General features: G+C 70.7%; 16 protein-coding genes. 4 read left to right on the top strand and 12 right to left on the bottom strand.

The features are described from left to right. Window positions 1–83 precede the first annotated feature (83 nt). Together I6J71_RS12360 and I6J71_RS12355 are read left to right on the top strand one after the other, a co-directional pair. Window positions 84–2,507, top strand: coding sequence for a LuxR C-terminal-related transcriptional regulator (locus tag I6J71_RS12360; protein ID WP_204097009.1), 2,424 nt, complete (start codon window positions 84–86; stop codon window positions 2,505–2,507). A gap of 119 nt (window positions 2,508–2,626) precedes the next feature. Next, window positions 2,627–3,088 (top strand): hypothetical protein, encoded by a 462-nt coding sequence (locus I6J71_RS12355; RefSeq protein WP_204094846.1) that lies wholly within the window; start codon window positions 2,627–2,629, stop codon window positions 3,086–3,088. Between the two features lie 8 nt (window positions 3,089–3,096). Here I6J71_RS12355 and I6J71_RS12350 read toward each other — a convergent pair whose 3' ends face one another. From I6J71_RS12350 to I6J71_RS12295, 12 genes are all read right to left on the bottom strand, one after another. Beyond that, window positions 3,097–4,350, bottom strand: coding sequence for an AI-2E family transporter (locus I6J71_RS12350; RefSeq protein ID WP_370542124.1), 1,254 nt, complete (start codon window positions 4,348–4,350; stop codon window positions 3,097–3,099). 194 nt (window positions 4,351–4,544) lie between these two features. Continuing rightward, the gene (locus tag I6J71_RS12345; RefSeq protein WP_204094845.1) at window positions 4,545–5,006 is read right to left on the bottom strand and encodes an ATP-binding protein; all 462 of its coding nucleotides are present in this window, start codon (window positions 5,004–5,006) and stop codon (window positions 4,545–4,547) included. Window positions 5,007–5,325: 319 nt separating this feature from the next. After that, window positions 5,326–6,087 carry an ABC transporter permease gene (locus tag I6J71_RS12340; protein ID WP_204094844.1) on the bottom strand — a complete coding sequence of 254 codons (762 nt, stop codon included), beginning with the start codon at window positions 6,085–6,087 and terminating at the stop codon, window positions 5,326–5,328. Then, window positions 6,084–6,839: an ABC transporter ATP-binding protein gene (locus I6J71_RS12335; RefSeq protein ID WP_204094843.1), complete on the bottom strand. Its 756-nt coding sequence runs from the start codon at window positions 6,837–6,839 to the stop codon at window positions 6,084–6,086. Before I6J71_RS12335 ends, I6J71_RS12340 begins: the two co-directional genes overlap by 4 nt. A 77-nt stretch (window positions 6,840–6,916) precedes the next feature. After that, window positions 6,917–7,801: an ABC transporter substrate-binding protein gene (locus tag I6J71_RS12330; RefSeq protein WP_204094842.1), complete on the bottom strand. Its 885-nt coding sequence runs from the start codon at window positions 7,799–7,801 to the stop codon at window positions 6,917–6,919. Window positions 7,802–7,959: 158 nt separating this feature from the next. Further along, window positions 7,960–8,337, bottom strand: a complete 378-nt coding sequence (locus I6J71_RS12325; protein ID WP_204094841.1) for a cupin domain-containing protein — start codon at window positions 8,335–8,337, stop codon at window positions 7,960–7,962. Between the two features lie 31 nt (window positions 8,338–8,368). Further along, the gene (locus tag I6J71_RS12320; protein WP_204094840.1) at window positions 8,369–8,896 is read right to left on the bottom strand and encodes a flavin reductase family protein; all 528 of its coding nucleotides are present in this window, start codon (window positions 8,894–8,896) and stop codon (window positions 8,369–8,371) included. Between the two features lie 14 nt (window positions 8,897–8,910). Further along, window positions 8,911–9,669, bottom strand: a complete 759-nt coding sequence (locus I6J71_RS12315) for an IclR family transcriptional regulator (RefSeq protein ID WP_204094839.1) — start codon at window positions 9,667–9,669, stop codon at window positions 8,911–8,913. A gap of 224 nt (window positions 9,670–9,893) precedes the next feature. Then, on the bottom strand, window positions 9,894–11,507 hold the full coding sequence (locus tag I6J71_RS12310) for an AMP-binding protein (RefSeq protein WP_204094838.1): 1,614 nt from the start codon (window positions 11,505–11,507) through the stop codon (window positions 9,894–9,896). A gap of 23 nt (window positions 11,508–11,530) precedes the next feature. Next, window positions 11,531–12,319: an Asp/Glu racemase gene (locus tag I6J71_RS12305; protein WP_304503273.1), complete on the bottom strand. Its 789-nt coding sequence runs from the start codon at window positions 12,317–12,319 to the stop codon at window positions 11,531–11,533. Further along, complete coding sequence (locus tag I6J71_RS12300) at window positions 12,316–13,200, bottom strand: fumarylacetoacetate hydrolase family protein (protein ID WP_204094837.1); 885 nt, start codon at window positions 13,198–13,200, stop codon at window positions 12,316–12,318. Before I6J71_RS12300 ends, I6J71_RS12305 begins: the two co-directional genes overlap by 4 nt. Before the next feature lie 12 nt (window positions 13,201–13,212). Continuing rightward, window positions 13,213–14,331: a cupin domain-containing protein gene (locus I6J71_RS12295; protein ID WP_204094836.1), complete on the bottom strand. Its 1,119-nt coding sequence runs from the start codon at window positions 14,329–14,331 to the stop codon at window positions 13,213–13,215. 91 nt (window positions 14,332–14,422) lie between these two features. On the opposite strand from I6J71_RS12295, the gene I6J71_RS12290 reads away from it, so the two are divergent. After that, window positions 14,423–14,860 carry a thioesterase family protein gene (locus I6J71_RS12290; RefSeq protein ID WP_204094835.1) on the top strand — a complete coding sequence of 146 codons (438 nt, stop codon included), beginning with the start codon at window positions 14,423–14,425 and terminating at the stop codon, window positions 14,858–14,860. Next, on the top strand, window positions 14,857–17,214 hold the full coding sequence (locus I6J71_RS12285; protein WP_204094834.1) for an FAD-dependent monooxygenase: 2,358 nt from the start codon (window positions 14,857–14,859) through the stop codon (window positions 17,212–17,214). Before I6J71_RS12290 ends, I6J71_RS12285 begins: the two co-directional genes overlap by 4 nt. The last annotated feature ends 3 nt before the right edge of the window (window positions 17,215–17,217 follow it).

Genomic DNA, 17,217 nt, shown 5'->3' with positions numbered 1-17,217 from the left:
GCTCCCCACGGTTCTACGGTTTAAGGGTGGGCCGAGCCGGGTCGGGGACCAACCGGTGGCGAGTTCCGGGTGCGAAGGTGACGATGCCCCTGCTGCCGCCGGACTTCGTCACGCGCCCACGACTTCTCGAAGCCCTCGACGCCGCCGCCGGCAGCGCCGTCACGACTGTCTGCGCGCCCGCGGGCTACGGCAAAACGGCGCTGCTGGCCGACTGGACGAGCTCGCGCACCGCCCCGGTCGCCTGGGTGTCGCTCGACCCCGACGACAACGATCCGCAGCGCTTCTGGTCCGCGGTCCTGTGCGCACTCGGCCCCGTGGTGCCCGCGACGAGCCGGCTGCACACGCTCGCGGTGCCCGAGGAGGGTTCTCGCGCCGACTTCCTCGCCGAGCTCGTCGACGCCCTCGACGTGCTGCCCGGGCCCGTGCGGCTCGTGCTCGACGACCTCCAGGAGGTCGTGGACGAAGCCCCGCTGCGCGACACGGCGAGGCTCATCCGCCACCGCCCCACCGGCCTGCGGCTCACGCTCGTCTCGCGGTCCGCCCCGCACCTGCAGCTCGCGCGCCTGCAGGTCGAAGGGGGCCTCGCCCGCGTCGGCGCCGACGAGCTGCGCTTCACCGCCGAGGAGACGGCGCAACTGCTGCACGCCACGGGCGTGCACTGCGGCGACGACCAGGTGCGTCAGCTCGTCAAACGCACCGACGGGTGGACCGCGGCCGTGCACTGGGCGGCGGTGTCGCTGCGCACCGTCGCCGACGTGGACACCTTCCTGACCCAGCTCGACGGCGACGACCGGTCCGTCGCCGGGTTCCTCGCCGACGAGGTGCTCGCCCGGCTGCCCGAGGGCGCGCCCGAACTGCTGCGCCGCATCAGCGTGTGCGACGCCGTGCCGGCCGCGCTCGCGCGCGAGCTGGCCGCCCGCGAAGACGCCGGCGCGGTGTTGGCCGAGCTGGAGCGGCGGACGTTCCTGGTCGCCCGCGTCGACGACGAGAGCGGCTCCTACCGCGTGCAGCCACTGCTGCGCTCGTACCTGCGGGCCGACCTCGACCTGCGCTACCCCGGTCTGGCGAGCGAGCTGCACACGAGGGCCGCCCGCTGGTTCGAACACCGCGGCCGCGTCGGCGAGGCGCTTGAGCACGCCGTCAACGGGCTCGATCGAGCCGGGATCGTGGCGCTGCTGCGCACCCACGCCGTGCCCTGCCTGCTGGCCGGTGAGGACAGCGCGGTGCGGGCCACCCTGGCGCACCTCGGCGACGACGTCGTGCGCGCCGACCCGGTGCTGCGCGCGGCGCGCACGCTCGCGGACGTCCAGGCCGGCGAGCCGACGCCGGCCCCGGGCGGCAACACGTTGCTCGCCCGCCACCACGCGCTGGCCGCCGGCCGGGCCCCAGGCCGGGCAACGCTGTCGCCGGGTACGTGGGCCGATCTCGACCGGGCGTGGACCTCGCTGCACCGGGGCGCCCGGCGCGCCGCGGCGACGCGGGCGCGCGAGGCGGTGGCCGCCGCCCGGCGCGACGGCCAGGACTACCTCGTGCTGCACGGGCTCGCCGCGATCGCCGTGGCCGAGGGACTCGCCGGTGGCCAGGAAGCGGCGCGCGACGCCGGCCGGGAAGCCGTCGAGCTCGCCACCCGCCACGGCTGGCGGCGCTCGCCGTGGCTCGCCGTCTCCCGGCTCGTGCTCGCGGCCGATCACCTGCTGCGGCTCGACCCGGAAGCAGCCGCGCGGGAAGCGGCCGAAGTGGCGGCGCCGCTGGGCGCGTTCGTGGGCGGTGCCGCGCAGTTCGACGGCGGCGACCGGCGCGGCGGCGTCGAAGCCATGCGCGAGGCCCGCCACGAGCTCGGCACCATCGCGGCCGGTCCCGCCGCTCTGGTCGCCGTGCTGGAGCACCACGCGGCCGTGTTCCTCGAAGAACCTCTACATGCGAACGAAGTCCTGCTGTGGGCCCGCGACCACCTGGCCCGCACCCGGGAATCGGATCTGATGCTGGCGTGGACCCACCTCGCGGCCGGTCGGCTCGACGACGCGGCGGCTGCACTGCGCAGCCGACGGGCGGCGCTGCTGCCGACCACCCCCGTGGACGTCGAGCTCGCCGAGGTCGCCCTCGCCGTCGCCGGCGGCCGCCGCACCGACGCGCTGCTGACGCTCGAACGCGCACTCGCGCTGGCTGCCGAAGGTGACCTCGTGCGCCCGTTCGCGCTGGCCGATCCCGCCGTGCGGCACCTGCTCGTGGACCATTCGGGTGGCTTCGGGCGGCTCGACGCGTTCGCGGCGTCGGTGCGCGACCGCCTGCGGCGATTCGACCCGGCGCCGGTGGACGACCGGCTCACCGAGCGCGAGCACGTCGTGCTGCAGCGGCTGCCGTCGCAGCGGTCACTCGACGAGATCGCGGCGGACCTCACCGTGTCCGTGAACACCGTCAAGACCCACGTGCGCGCGATCTACGTGAAGCTCGGCGTCACCAACCGCCGTGACGCCGTGCTCGTCGCGCGCGAGCACGGGCTCGCGTGAGGCTTCATCCGCTGGAGATGAGGCCTCACCCGCGCCGGAGTCCGACCCTCTGGGGAAGACCTGCACGGGGCACGGACCCCCGGCACCCGAGAGGACGAGGACACGAGAGGACTCTCACCATGACCGACACGGGAGCACGAGCGACCCACACCGAAGCCGGTGGCACGACCGGCCGCCGCCCCGATACCACCCCGACCGCCACCGGCTGGACCGGCTGGGTCGCGTTCGCCGCGATCATGATGCTGCTGCTGGGCGCGTTCCAGATCATCGAGGGGCTCGTGGCGCTGCTGAACACGCGTTACTTCGTCGTCGACGAGTCCGGGCTCGTCATCCAGGTCAACTACACCACGTGGGGCTGGGTGCACCTGGCGCTCGGCGCGCTGCTGGTCCTGGTCGGGATCGGCGTCTACATGGGCAACCGCGCGGCCCAGATCACCGGGATCGTGCTGGCCGGCCTGAGCGCGATCGTCAACCTCGCGTTCCTGCCCGCCTACCCGCTGTGGGCCATCATCGTGATCGCCGTCGACGTGCTCGTGATCTACGCGCTCGCTGTTCACGGTAAGGAGATCCGCGCGCTCTGACGGGGCGGTCAGGCTGGTGCGGGCCCCGGTTCGCCGGGGTCCGCACCGGCCTGTCCGGGCTCCGCCTTCTTCGTCGTCTTCGGGTCCGGTCCCGCCTCGGGCTCGAGCCCGGACTCGACTGCCGGGGCGGGCTGCGCCGCGGGTTCGTGGCCGCGGCCGACCATGCGGATGAGCGCGTCGGCCCAGCCGGCCGTCGGGTCGATGTCCACGAACAGCGCCTTCAGCAGCAGCGTCAGTGGCACCGCGAGGATCGCGCCGAGCGGGCCGAGCAACCAGGACCAGAAGACCAGCGACAGCACGGTCACCAGGGTCGACAACCCGACGGAGCCGGCCACGAACCGCGGCTGGATGAGCGACTGCACCACGAAGTTCAGCACGCCGTAGATGATGATGACGACCAGCATCTTCTTCCAGCCGCCGTCGAGCAGACCCAGCAACGCGGGCGGGATCAGGCCGATCACGAAGCCGACGTTCGGGATGTAGTTGGTGACGAACGCCAGCAGCCCCCACAGGACCGGCACCGGAATCCCGATGATCAGGAGCCCGATCGTGTCGAGCACCGCCACGATGAAGCCGAAGACGGTGGTCACGAGGATGTAGCTCCGGGTGCCGGAGGCGAAGCGGTGGAACGCCGCGGTGAGCCACGGCCGGTCGCTGTCGATCGAGCCGAGGCGCTGGTCGGCCCACGTCGCCTCCGTGCTGAGGAACAGCAGCAGAGCCAGCAGGAACACGAGGTTCGTGAGCACGCCGCCGAGCCCGGACAGCAGCGAGCCGACGAGGCCCGCGAGCTTGCCGAGGTCCAGCGACGATGCCATCTCGCGCAGTTGCTGCTGGCCCACGCCGACGCGAGCGAGCTCGTCGGTGGCGTGTTTCAGCAGATCGGCGGCGCGCGCGGCGTATTGCGGCAGGATCGTCGCGAGTTGTGCCAGTGACACGACGACCACGAACACCAGGCCCAGAATCACCGCATAGACCACCGTCACGAGAGCGACCGTGGTCAGCAAGCGCGGCCAGCCCTTGCGCAGCAGCCACACCTGCACCGGGCTCGCCGTCACCACGATGACCAGGGCCAGGAACGCCGGCGCGACGAGAAACGCGATCGCCTTCACCCCGGCCAGCGTGATCACGACCGCCGCGGCCCCCACCAGGATCACCAGCACGCGCGGCAGCAGGCTCCCGGGCGGGAAGGTCGTCGCGGGAGCGTGGTCGGCGCCGCGCCGTCTCGGCCGTTTTCCGTTCCCGCTCCGTCCGCGCAGCTTCACGAGACCACCTCACGCCCGGCCGACGATCCACCGTATTCGATCCACTGTGGACAGACCCGCGCGACACAGCGAGCCACGGGGTCACCGACATACGGTCATCGCCCGGCCGCGGGTCGCGCCTCACCCGCACAGGATGAGAAGTGCCCAGCTCAGGGGCCAGGCGGCGAGTCCCCCACCGGTCCACAGAGGACGACTCAGCCGGCCATCCGGCTGCCGAGGCCGATCCCCGCGGGCCGCGGGCAGCGGCCGAGGCACGGGATCTGCGCCCACACCGTCTTGCGCTCGCGTTCGACTTCCGGGAGCACGCCCCACGTCACCGACAGCCGGTCGACGAGCAGCAGGCCGCGGCCGCGCGGACCGGGCAGGCGGGACTCGCCCATCGTGGGCTGCACGAGGTTGCAGTCGGCGACCTCGAGGCGCACCGTGCACGGCCGGAGGCTGTGCCACAGCTGCAGGTGACGGGGCCCACCGCCGTGGTCGTGGGCGTTGGCGAGGAGTTCGGTGGCGACGAGCAGCACGTCGTCGCGGTGCTCGGCACCGAGCGCGTCGAGGTGCTCCGTCACCCACGTGCGCATCGAGCGCACCGTCGCCGCGGACGTGCCGAACAAGGGCAGCACCCACGTGCCCGGGCGTCCCGCGTGTCGGGCCTCGGTCACCGTCACCACCCCCGTCACGAGCAGACTGGAAGCACACCTTGAGCCGAAGTACCCGAACGGGTCACAAATGAATCACGTGCTGTGTCGCCGATCACAAACTGGCCGCTTAGGTCCAGTGTGGACGGCCGCTCAGCTGCACAGCCGGTCGATCGCTTCCGCCGTCCGGACGCTGGGGCACGTCCGAACCCCAGCCTCCCCCGGCGCGCTCGCGCTCCGCAACGCAAGAAGGTTGGGATTGCCAACCCACCTCGTCGTCGCTACGGCCCCGGGGTATGAGGACGGCCTTCGCCGATCCACGGGTATGCCCGACCTCGCCTGATCACGCCGGGACCCGCGCCCGCCACGGCACCGCGACCCGCTCGAGCAAGCTGACCAGCCCGTACGCGATCGTGCCGAGCACACCGGCCACGACCATCGCGGCGAGACAGTCCTCCAGCGACAGGATCTGCCACGCGTGCCAGATCAGGTACCCGAGCCCGGTGTTCGCGGCGAGGAACTCCACGGCCGTCGTGGACATCAGCGCGAGGCCGATGGACACGCGCAGCCCGCCGATCACCGCGGGCAGCACGGCGGGCAGCGTGATGCGCAGGTACAGGTCGAGGGTCCCGGTCTCGAAGCTCTTGGCCACGTCGCGGTAGATCGGTTCGATCGCGAGCACCGCGCCGAGCGTGCTGATCGCCATGGTGAAGAACGGCGCCAGCGTGATCTCGAGGATGTTCGCGCGCTCGTTGAACCCGAGCAGGATCAGGATCAACGGGAACATCGCGATCCGCGGCAACGGGTACAGCACCGCGATGAGCGGGTTCACGATCCGCCGCACCACGTCGAACAGGCCCATCGTCAAGCCGACGAGCACGCCCGCCACCACACCCAGCGCCAGGCCGGCCGCGAACCGCACGAGCGTCGCTTCCAAGTGCGGCACCAATTCCCCGTTGCCGAACAGCTCCACCACGCGCGCCAGCACCGCCGACGGCGCCGGCAGCACGCGCGAGTCCACGAGATTCGTCCGCGAGCACAGCTCCCACAGGAGCAGCAGCGCCACCGGGCTCCCCAGGGCCCACCCCACCCGCCGGCCGGTCACGACGCCTCCTCACGCAGGGACACGACTTCTTCGCGCAGGCTGTCCCACACGCGCTGGCGGACCTCGACGAAGGACCGGTCGTTGCGCAGGTCCATCGCGTTGCGCGGCCGCGGCAGCCCGACGTCGACGGCGGTCTTGAGCCGGCCCGGGCGCCGCGACAGCACGACGACGCGGTCCCCCAGGGTGATGGCCTCGTCGAGCGAGTGCGTGATGAACACGACCGTCTTGCGCGTGCCCTCCCAGATCCGCAGCAGGTCGTCCTGCAGGATCAGCTTGGTCTGCTCGTCGAGGCTGGCGAACGGCTCGTCCATGAGCAGCACCGCCGGGTCGTTGGCGAACGCGCGGGCGATGTTGACGCGCTGCTGCATGCCACCCGAGAGCTGCGCCGGGTAGGCGTGCTCGAAGCGCGCCAGTCCGAGCAGGTCGACGTAGTGGCGCGCGACCTCGCGCCGTTGCTTCTTCTTCACGCCGCGCACCGTCAGTCCATACGCGACGTTGTCGAGCACCGTCATCCACGGGAAGATCCCCTGGTTCTGGAACACCATCGACCGCAGCGGCCCGCAGCCGCGCGCGATCGACCAGCTCACGTCACCGCTGCTCGGGTTCTCGAGCCCGGCCAGGATGCGCAGCAGCGTCGTCTTGCCGCAGCCGCTCGGGCCGACCAGGCACAGGAACTCGCCGGCGGCCACGGTCAGGTCGATGTTCTGCAACGCCACGACGTCGTCGCGGCTGGTGCCGAACGTTTTCGTCACCCCGGCGACTTCGATGCACTCGCCGGAAGGATCCGCTGTGTACGGCGAAGGTGCGGCCGAGGACACTGGGGACTGGGTCACGAGCCACCCGCCTTCACCTGCCGCACCGGCCCGGACAGCAGATCGGTCGCCGGGATCGGGCTCGCCACCTGCTTCTCCCGCACCCAGAACTGCTGCACGCGATCCAATGCGCCCTGATCGATCGTCCCATCGGGACTGAAGTACATGAGCCCGCCCATGGCCTTCAGCGTCGCCTCCTTCTGCTTGGTCCACTTCGCCGCCGTGGCGAGGAGTTCGGGCGTCCACTTGCCACCGGACACGTCGATCTCCTTCGCCGCACGCAGGTACGCGGTCAGCACCTTCTGCGCGTCCGCGGACCGCGAGGACGCGAACTGCTCGGACGCCGCTAGGAATGTCTCCTGGTACCAGGGAATCACGTCCTGGTAGCCGAGCCACCGCACGCCGACGCCTTGTGCTTGCGCCTGGCTCGCCGACGGCTCGCTCATCACCGTGACCTCCTCGACGTGCTGGCGCAGGAACTCGACGGAGTCGCTCGGGGTGCGCGCCTTGTGCGTCAGACCGGCCTGGTCCGGGTCGACCCCTGCGCTCAGGAGAGCCTGGCGCATCAGGAAATCCGGCGGGTTTCCCTCGGCCGACGCGTCGATCTTCTTGCCCACCAGGTCCTTCGGGCCCTTGATCGCGCCGGAGTCCCAGAGGTCCTTGCGCACCACGATCACGGCGCCGTCGCGGTAGCCGGCGTGGGGCGAGGTGAGGTTCGCGAGCAGCTTGATGCGAAAGCCCTGCGTGAACTGGTTGAACAGCGACGGTCCGGACACCACCGGGCTCAGATCGACGTCGCCGCGGGCCAGCAGGGGGATCTGGTTGTTGGCCGAACCCTGGAAGGTGACGATCTGCACGTCCACCCCCGCGTCGCGGAAGTAGCCCCTGTCGGCGGCCACCATGACCGGGAGGTACTGTAGCTGAGCCGGATTGATCGAGAGTGTGATCGCCGATCCCGGGGCGGACGCGCCGCCACCGGCCCCGCAAGCGGTCGCCACCGAGAGGGCCGCCGCCAGGACTGTTACGCCGAACGCGCGCCGAGTGGGCATTGCCGCCCCTCCTACTTCTTCTCGAAGCGGCTGCCGGCCACGTACGGGGGGTCGTAGACCACGAGGAACACGAGGTCCTCGTCGCCGGTGTTCTCGAAACCGTGCACCTCACCGCGCGGGATCTTCACGATCGTGCCGGGTTCGAGGTCCCAGGTCTGCTGTCCGATGTGGACGCTGCCGGTGCCCTTGACGAAGTAGAACGCGTGGTTGTACGGGTCGCGGTGCGGCTTGGAGCTGCCGCCGGGTCCGATGAGGCCGAGCTGGGCGCTGTAGACCCCGGTGTAGTCCTCGTCGATCACGCTCTCGCTGAACGCGAACCCGACACCCGGCACCCGGGGGTTGTCGATCTTGTTCCACACGACGTCGGACGGGGCCAGTACGTAGTCCATCGTGGTTCCCTTTCGGTTCGTTGCGATGCAGTCAGGCTTCGCCGGCGCTGCGGTCGGTGGCGGCCATGGGCAGGCCGAGCCGGTGGTAGGAGGAGTTGTGGTGCACGAGCGGGGACGGATTGGGATTCGCCGTGGCTCCGTGGCCGAGCACGCGGCCGACGAAGATCGTGTGGTCGCCGCCTTCGTACTCGGCCCACTTCTCGCAGACGAGCCAGACGAGCGCGCCGGCGAGCACCGGGCAGCCTTCGCGCCAGGCCATCGCCGCGCCCGACCCGGTGCTCCACGGCCGGCGCGCGAAGAAGTCGGCGATCGAGCCCTGGTCGGCGTGCAGCACGCTGATGCCGTAGCGGCCGTCGGTCTGCCTGAGCAGCTTGTGCATGCGACCCGGTTTGTTCACGCTCACCGAGCACAGCCGCGGGTCCAGCGACACGGAGGTGAACGAGCTAGCGGTCATCCCGTGCACGTCGGTGCCGTGCGCGACGGTCACCACCGCCACCCCGCTCGGGAAGTGGCGCAGCGTCGAGCGGAACCTCAGCAGTTCGGTTTCGTCGTCGGTCATGGTTCTCCCCGTTGTCAGGCGCCTTGTTGCCGGCTCGCGCCGGTCCCGTAGTGGTCGCTGATGGCCGCACCGACCTCGACGATCCGCGGCGCGAGCGCGCGAGCCCGTTCCTCGGGGAAGCGGGTCGCGGGCCCGCCGACGCCGATCGCCCCGATCACCCCACGATTTCCGCGCCACACGGGAGTGGCGACGGTACACACGTTCGTCGCGGTGTCGAGCACGAGCGAAAATCGGCCGGAACGCACTTCGCCGAGCATTTCCAGCACTGCTTCCGGTTCGGTCGGCGGCTCGGTTTCCTTCGCCCATTCCCACACCATTTCGGTGCGTTCCTTCTCGGGCAGCCACGCCACCAGGCAGCGGCCCAGCGACGACGAGAGCGCCGGCACGCGCTCACCGATCCCGACCCGCGGCTGCACGAGGTGCCGCGCCGGGATCCATTCGACGTGCAGCACGTGCCGACCGTCGCGGACGCCGAGCGCGATGGTCTCCCCGACCTCCGCCGACAGCTCCTGCAGGAATGGCTTGGCCAGTTCCCGCAGGCGCAGCCGGCGCAGCGGAGCCTGGCCCCACTGGAAGAGCCGCCAGGTCAAGCGGTACGTGCGGTCGGTCTCGTCCTGCTCGACCAGGTCGGCCTCGCGCAGCGCGGCGATGAGCCGCTGCACCGTGGACGGCGCGAGCCGCAGGTCCCGGCTCAGCTCGTGGATCCCCGCGGATCCCGCGGCGAGCCGCTCGAGCACGGCCATCGATCGGGCGACGGACTGGACACCGGACATGCAGCACCTCGCGTGTTCCACGATGCGGTACATATGTGCCGAACCTCAGAACAGTACGCCGCTGTGACGGTCGTCGCAATACCTGCATGTCCATGGCCGGGAAACGGTTTCACGCATTCGATCTTCTGCCACACGGTTGTCCGCAGCTCGGCACTGAAATGGATCTTGGAATGCGCAACGGCCCGGCACCGAGTGGGTGCCGGGCCGTTTCCGGTGGGAGCCCGTCAGCGAGTTCGCGCCGCGAGCATCTCGCGCAGCCGGTAGTGCTGGATCTTGCCGCTGGGGGTTTTCGGCAGCTCCGTGACGAAGTCGATCACGCGCGGGTACTTGTACGGCGCGATCGCCTGCTTCACGAAGTCCTGCAGCGCGGCCGCGGCCACGGTCGCGCCGGGTCGCAAGTGGACGAACGCGTGCACGATCGTGCCGCGCGCGGGATCGGGTGCGCCGACGACGGCGGCCTCGAGCACGTCCGGGTGTCGCAGCAGCGCTTGCTCCACTTCCGGGCCCGCGATGTTGTAGCCGGAGGAGACGATCATGTCGTCGTTGCGGGCCTGGTACCAGAAGTATCCGTCGACGTCGCGGACGTAGGTGTCGCCCGTGATGTTCCAGCCGTTGTGCACATAGGTCTTCTGCCGCGGATCGGCGAGGTAGCGGCAGCCGGTCGGGCCCTTCACCGCGAGCCGCCCCGGTGTCCCGTCGGGCACGGGGTTACCGGCGTCGTCGAGCACGGCCGCTTCGAAGCCCGGGACGGCGCGCCCGGTGGAGCCCGGCCGGATGTCGTCGTCGGCCGCGGCGATGAAGATGTGCAGCATCTCCGTACCGCCGATGCCGTTGATGATCCGGATCCCCGTGGCGCGCTCGAACTCCTCCCACGTGGCCACAGGCAGGTGCTCCCCCGCCGACACGCAGCGGCGCAGCTTCGCCAGCGCGCCGGCTTTCCCGGACGCCAGCAGCGCCTTGTACGCCGTCGGCGCCGTGAACAACACCGTGACGTGGTGGCGTTCGACCGCGTCCGCGAGCTCCTCCGGCGACGCTTTCTCGATCAGCAACGTAGAGGCACCGAACCGCAACGGGAACACCACGAGCCCGCCGAGCCCGAAGGTGAAGCCGATCGGCGGCGTCCCCGTGAAGACGTCGTCCTGCGTCGGCTTGAGCACGTAGCGGCCGAAGGTATCCGCGTTGGCCAGCACGTCGCGGTGGAAGTGCATGGTGGCCTTGGGTATCCCGGTCGTCCCGGACGTCGGCGCCAGCAGCGCCACGTCGTCGGCGGCCGTGTCGACCCACGCGAACTCCCCGCTCTGGCCCGCGGCCCTCGCCGTGAGGTCGCCGGAGTATTCACCCCCGTACACGAGCACCGGTACGTCGTGCTCCAGCGCCGCGAGGTCGGCGGCGAAGCGGTGGTCGGTCACGATCAGGCTCGGCCGCGTGAGCTCCACCAGGTCGTCGATCTCCCGGGCGCGTAGCAGCGGCATCGTCGTGACGGGCACCCCGCCCGCCTTCAGCACCGCGAACCACGTGGCGACCAGCCAGGGGTTGTTCGGTCCGCGCAGCAGCACCCGGTTGCCCGGCACCAGCCCGAAGTCCCCTGCCAGCACGTGCGCGACCTGGTCGCTGCGGCGCGCGAGGTCGCCGTAGGTCCAGGTCCCGGCGTCGGTGACGAGACACGGGCGGTCCGGCCCGAAGCGGTCGATGCTCCCGCGCAGGAGCTCGACAGCGCAGTTGAGCCGGGCTGGGTAGGTCAGTTCCGGCACCTCGAACCGGAACTCGGGCCAGTCCGCCTGCGCGGGCAGGTTGTCGCGGCAGAACGAGTCGACGTGGGCCGATGGGGTGAGCTCCATCTGCGGCCTTCCTGGGGAATCCGTCAGCGGACGGCTGGCGGAACCGGATAGGGGGAATCGGCGTACCGGCCGGACAGGAGCGCTCCGGCACCGGGCGCTACGGCGGGCAGGCCGAGCGCACGCATCATCTGGTGGGCGGTGGCGATGGACGCCGACAGCACGGGTTTGCCCAGCTCGTTCTCGACGACATCGATCGAGGACAGCGAGGGCATCTGCACGCAGGCCGACAGCACGACGGCGTCGGCGCCCTCGTGGTCGAGCTCGCGGGCGAGTGGCACGAGCTTGCGGGGATCGTGCGCCGCGACTTCGAGGTTGTCCGGGATCTCGAGCGCGACGTAGTCGGTCACCGCGACCCCCTCGTACCGGATGTAGTCCACGACGGTTTCCGTCAGCGGCTTCAGGTACGGGCACAGCACGGCGATCGACTGGACGCCCAGCACGTCGAGCGCGGCCACGAGCGCGCCCGCGCTCGTGACGACGGGCGCCGGCGCGCCGTTCTCCTCGGTGATCCGGGTGAGCGTCTCCTCCGACTGGCGGTGGTAACCCTTGCCCATGCTCATGATCGCGACGAGACAGGCGTAGCCGAGCACGTCGACGTGCGCGTCGGACAGCTCGGCCGCGCACCGCCCGGAGTCGGCGTCCATCGTCGCGAGTTCCTCGGCGCGCACGTGTTTCATGCGCATGCGGCTGGAGTGGAACGTGAACCGCTCGGCGGCCACGGTTTCGCGCGCCCGGAAGATCGCCGGGATCTCCGTCTCCATCGTGACGTTGGAGCTCGGGACGATCTGGCCGATGCGGTACGCGGTTTTCATCGGGCATCCACCACCGGGTTGCGCAGCGTGCCGATGTCCTGGATGGACGCTTCGACGACGTCGCCGGGCTGGAGGAACTGCTGCGGCGTGAAGCTCGCGCCGACGCCCGCCGGCGAGCCCGTGGCGATCACGTCACCGGGCTCGAGCGTCATGCCGGAGCTGATGTCGGCGATGAGCTCGGCGATGCGGAACAACATGTACTTCGTGCTCGACTTCTGCTTGACGTCACCGTTCACGCGCAGCGACAGCTCCAGCCCGTACGGATCGGCGACGTCGTCGACCGTGCGGATGGCCGGTCCGAACGGCGCGTAGGAGTCCTGGCCCTTCGAGAAGAACCACTGCCCGGAGCGCCGTTGGTCACGGGCGCTGATGTCGTTGACGATGCTGTAGCCGAACACGTGGTCCATTGCGGCTTGCGCGGACACGCGCTTCGCGGTTTTCCCGATCACCACGGCGAGTTCGCATTCCCAGTCGAGCTGCGCGGTGAGGCCTCCGTTGTGCTGGATGGGTTCCCCCGGCCCGACGACCGCGGTGGCCGGCTTGCTGAACAGCACCGGGCGCTGCGGCAGCTCCTTGTCGGTGTCGAGCGTGCGCGCGGATTCCGCGACGTGCTCGGTGTAGTTCAGGCCGACGCCCACGACCTTCCCCGGCCGCAGGGGCGCGCGCAGCGTGACCGTCTCAAGTGGAAGCCGTGCGGGGTCACCCGCGAGCAGCGTCTCGAGGGCCGTGAGCGCGGTGGCTCCGCCCCGGATGACGTCGAGCATGGTGGCGGGCGCGTCGAGGCCGCATTCGGCCGCCGCGGCCGCGACGTCGACGATGTCGGAGCCGGCCTGGATCCCGAGCCGGTCGCCGCCGGGTCCGGCGAACGTGATGAGCAGCATGGATTCTCCGTTTCAGGCGATCGGCTGGTGGCCGCTGTTGTCCGAATAGGCCTCTTCGCGGAAGAAGCCGAGCGAGCGCATGACCGGAAAGTCGTTGAAGGAGAACAGGCACGCGTCGTCGGAGCGGCTCGCGTTGGCGTGCTCGTGCCAGGCCCACGACGGGACGCAGAAGATGTCACCCTCGGACCAGTCGATGCGCCGGCCGGCCACGATCGAGGTGCCGCTGCCCTTGGCCGCGGTGTAGATCTTGGAACCGACCTGCCGGTGCGCCAGCGTCGCTTCACCGGGGCGCAGCAGCTGCATGTGCGCGCTCATCGTGGGCATGACCGAACCGCCGGTGAGCGGGTTGCTGTACTCCATGATGATGCCGTCGTACGGCGACCCGTCGCCGGCCTTCGCCGCGTTCAGCAGGGCTTCATACGTCGGTTCCCACGGGTAGGCCAGCAGCGGCGAATGGTTCTTGTGCCAAGTGTCACCGAAGGGGCGCAGCTGCCCGGCGCCGTAGGTCAGCAGTGAGGAGTTCACCACCCCTTCCTGCTTCTGATAGACGTCCGGGTGCACCTCGTAGAACGGCGCGTCCAGCGCGTTGACGAGCGGGATGTCGAGGCCGTCCTGCCAGATGACCGGGCCGTCGACGCCTTCGATGCCCTCGTTGCCGTGCTCGTGCCAGGTCCAGTTCGGGGTGATGGCGAAGTCGCGCGGGCCGACCTTGAGCTTCTGGCCGTCGACGATCGTCCACGCGCCGGTGCCCTCGAGGACGAACCGCAATGCGGCGGCCTGGTGGCGGTGCGCGGTCATCGACTCGCCCGGGCCCATCACCTGCAGTCCGGTGTAGAGCAGACCGACGGTGGCCGCGATGTCGCGCCGCTGCGGGTTGTACAGGGCGACCACGCGGCGGCCGGCGTCGTCGCCGCTGACCAGGTTGAGGGCTTCCAGCACGAGCGGGCGCAGCTGTTCGAAGCTCCACTTGATCGGTACCGACTGCGGTTGCGGGTACCACGGCTCGATCTTGTTGGCGATCGTCCACAGTGCACCGGCATCCAGTGCCTCGAGCTTCTCGTAGTAGGCGCGCAGGTCTTCGGTGTCCGCGACCCGTGCGCGGCCCAGCTGGTCATCGCTGTACGTGGTCATCGCGCCTTCCCGTTGCGTATGTCGTGTTCTTGACGATAGTCATCGTTCAGCTATAACGTTCGGGATGTCAAGGCCGCCAGGAGGAAAACTCATGACGACATCCGAATCCGCGGACTGTCCCCCGCTCGCCGGTCTCGAGACCACGATCGAGCGACGCGTCGAATGGCATGACACGGACGCATCGGGCCACCAGCACAACTCGGTCGTCCTGCGCTGGGCCGAAGAGGCCGAAGCGGACCTGTTGCGGGGCAAGGGGCTCGCGTGGCTCTTCGGCCGCACTCCCCGCGTGCGCCACGAGGTGAACTACCGGGGCCGGCTGTGGTTCGGCGACGTGGTTTGCGTCACCTTCCGCGTCACCCGGTTCGGGCGCACGTCGCTCACGTTCGGCTTCGAGGTGCACGGTCCGCACGGCATCGCCGCCGACGGCGCCGTTGTCGTGGTCCACGCCGAACCCGACGCACCGGCCGCGACCCCGTGGCCCGACGAGGTGCGCGCCGCGTTCGCAGTTCAGGAGGTGCCCGGATCATGAGGATCGCCATCGTGGGCGGCGGGCCCGGCGGGCTGTACTTCGCCGCGCTCGCCAAGCAGCTCGACCCCAGCCGCGAGGTCACCGTGTGGGAGCGCAACGCCGCGGACGACACGTTCGGCTTCGGCGTGGTGTTCTCCGACGAAACGCTGGAAGGCATCACCAACGCCGATCCCGCCGTGTTCTCCTCGATGGAGCAGGAGTTCGCGCGGTGGAGCGACATCGACGTGCACTACCGCGGCACCGTCCACACCTCGGGCGGCCACGGCTTCGCCGCCATCGCGCGCAAACGCCTGCTGGAGATCCTGCAGCGGCGCTGCCACGACCTCGGCGTCGACGTGTGCTTCGGCACGCAGGCGCCGGGCGTCGAGGAGCTCACGGCCGGGTACGACCTCGTGATCGCCGCCGACGGCGTGAACTCGGCCATGCGCAAGCGGTTCGAGGACGTGTTCCGGCCCTCGCTCGACGTGCGTGAGTGCCGCTACATGTGGCTCGCCACCGACCGCGTGCTGGAGGCGTTCACCTTCCTGGTCGAGGAAACCGAGTTCGGCCCGGTCCAGGTGCACGCGTACCCGTTCAGCGCCGACCGCAGCACCTTCATCGTCGAGGTGAACGACCGCACGTGGCGGCGCGCCGGGTTCACCGAGGGCACGTTCGGACCTGGAGTCAGCGACGTCGCGAGCGTCGAGCGGTGCCGCGAGCTGCTGCGCGGCTTCCTGGGCGGGGCCGAGCTGCTCACCAACAACTCGAAGTGGCTGCGCTTCACCACCGTGCGCAACCGCACGTGGCGCCACGGCAACCTCGTGCTGCTGGGCGACGCCGCGCACACCGCGCACTACTCGATCGGCTCCGGCACCAAGCTCGCCATGGAGGACGCGCTGGCGCTCGCCGCCGCGCTCGAGGCCGCGCCCGGCGACCTCGCCGCGGCACTGGAGCACTACGAGACCGAACGCCGGCCCGTCGTCGAGTCGACGCAGCGTGCGGCGCAGGCGAGCCTGGAGTGGTTCGAGACGATCGACCACGTCGTGGGCCAGGACCCGCCGCAGTTCGCGTTCAACCTGCTCACCCGCAGCCGCCGCGTCACCTACGACAACCTGAAGCTGCGCGACCCCGCCTACATCGGTTCACTGGACCGCTGGTTCAGCGAGCACACGCCGGGCGGGCGCGAAGACGGCACTCCGCCGTTGTTCCAGCCGCTCGTGCTGGCGGGACGGCACCTGCGCAACCGCGTGGTGGCCGCGCCGATCGCGACCTACAGCGCCGTCCACGGCGTGCCGGGCGAAGCCGAGCTGTTGCACCTGTCGGGCAAGGCCCTCGGCGGCGCCGGGCTGGTACTGGCCGGGATGACCGCCGTGACCGCGCACGGCCGGGTGACGCCGGCGTGCCCCGGGCTCTACACCGAGGAGCAGACCGCCGCGTGGCGCCGCATCACGGACACCGTGCACGCGCACAGCGGCGCGCTCGTCGGCGTGCAGCTCAGCCACTCCGGCCGCAAGGGCTCGACCACGGTGCCGGACAACGGTTCCCTCGGCACCGCGCTGACGGCCAACGGGTGGCGGACCGTCGCCCCTTCGGCGCTGGCGTTCGGTGACCTGCCGGTGCCCCACGAGCTGACCGAGCTCCAGAGCCTGGTCGAGGATTTCGCGGCCGCCGCCCACCGAGCCGACCTCGCGGGGTTCGACGTGCTCGAGCTCCAGGCGGGACACGGGTTCCTGCTCTCGACGTTCCTCTCGCCGCTGACCAACCACCGCACGGACGGCTACGGCGGCGACCTCAAGGGCCGGCTGCGGTTCCCGCTCGCCGTCGTCGCGGCGGTGCGCGCGGTGTGGCCGCACTACAAGCCGCTGCTCGTGCGGGTCTCGGCCGTCGACTGGGCCGAGGGCGGCACCACGATCGAGGACAGCGTCCGCGTCGCCGCGGCGCTGGCCGAACACGGAGTGGACGCGATCGACGTGTCCAGCGGCGAAGTCGTCGCGCACGAACGACCCGCGTACGGCCGCAGCTACCAGACGCCGTTCGCCGAACGCATCCGCGCCGACGTCGGCATCCCGACGATCGCGGTCGGCGGCATCTCCACCTGCGACGACGCGAACTCGATCATCCTCGCCGGGCGAGCGGACCTCGCCGCCATCGGCCGGGCGCAGCTGCACGACCCGTCGTGGGCGCTGCACGCGGCCACCGAGCTCGGCTACTCCGGGCCCGGCGCGTACTGGCCGCCGACGCAGGCCGGGGGCGAGGCGAAGCCGCCCAGCGGCGGCCGCGCGCGCCCGTTGCTCACCCTCCGCGCGGCCGAACCGGGCCTCGCCCGCTCGCGCTGGACCCCCGTCACCGCCGGAACCCGAGACAGGAGCGTCTGACCC

The organism is Amycolatopsis sp. FDAARGOS 1241 (assembly GCF_016889705.1).
Lineage (GTDB): Bacteria > Actinomycetota > Actinomycetes > Mycobacteriales > Pseudonocardiaceae > Amycolatopsis.
Note: the sequence above shows the minus strand (reverse complement) of the source record. Positions and strands in the feature narration are given on the sequence as shown.

Excerpts from the sequence above, each read along its gene's own strand:
- I6J71_RS12305 (WP_304503273.1), bottom strand. The coding sequence starts at position 12,319 with ATGAAAACCGCGTACCGCATCGGCCAGATCGTCCCGAGCTCCAACGTC.
- I6J71_RS12300 (WP_204094837.1), bottom strand. The coding sequence starts at position 13,200 with ATGCTGCTCATCACGTTCGCCGGACCCGGCGGCGACCGGCTCGGGATC.
- I6J71_RS12330 (WP_204094842.1), bottom strand. The coding sequence starts at position 7,801 with ATGGTGGCCGCCGACAGGGGCTACTTCCGCGACGCGGGGGTGGACGTG.
- I6J71_RS12325 (WP_204094841.1), bottom strand. The coding sequence starts at position 8,337 with ATGGACTACGTACTGGCCCCGTCCGACGTCGTGTGGAACAAGATCGAC.
- I6J71_RS12285 (WP_204094834.1), top strand. The coding sequence starts at position 14,857 with ATGAGGATCGCCATCGTGGGCGGCGGGCCCGGCGGGCTGTACTTCGCC.
- I6J71_RS12355 (WP_204094846.1), top strand. The coding sequence starts at position 2,627 with ATGACCGACACGGGAGCACGAGCGACCCACACCGAAGCCGGTGGCACG.
- I6J71_RS12310 (WP_204094838.1), bottom strand. The coding sequence starts at position 11,507 with ATGGAGCTCACCCCATCGGCCCACGTCGACTCGTTCTGCCGCGACAAC.
- I6J71_RS12360 (WP_204097009.1), top strand. The coding sequence starts at position 84 with ATGCCCCTGCTGCCGCCGGACTTCGTCACGCGCCCACGACTTCTCGAA.
- I6J71_RS12295 (WP_204094836.1), bottom strand. The coding sequence starts at position 14,331 with ATGACCACGTACAGCGATGACCAGCTGGGCCGCGCACGGGTCGCGGAC.
- I6J71_RS12320 (WP_204094840.1), bottom strand. The coding sequence starts at position 8,896 with ATGACCGACGACGAAACCGAACTGCTGAGGTTCCGCTCGACGCTGCGC.
- I6J71_RS12315 (WP_204094839.1), bottom strand. The coding sequence starts at position 9,669 with ATGTCCGGTGTCCAGTCCGTCGCCCGATCGATGGCCGTGCTCGAGCGG.
- I6J71_RS12290 (WP_204094835.1), top strand. The coding sequence starts at position 14,423 with ATGACGACATCCGAATCCGCGGACTGTCCCCCGCTCGCCGGTCTCGAG.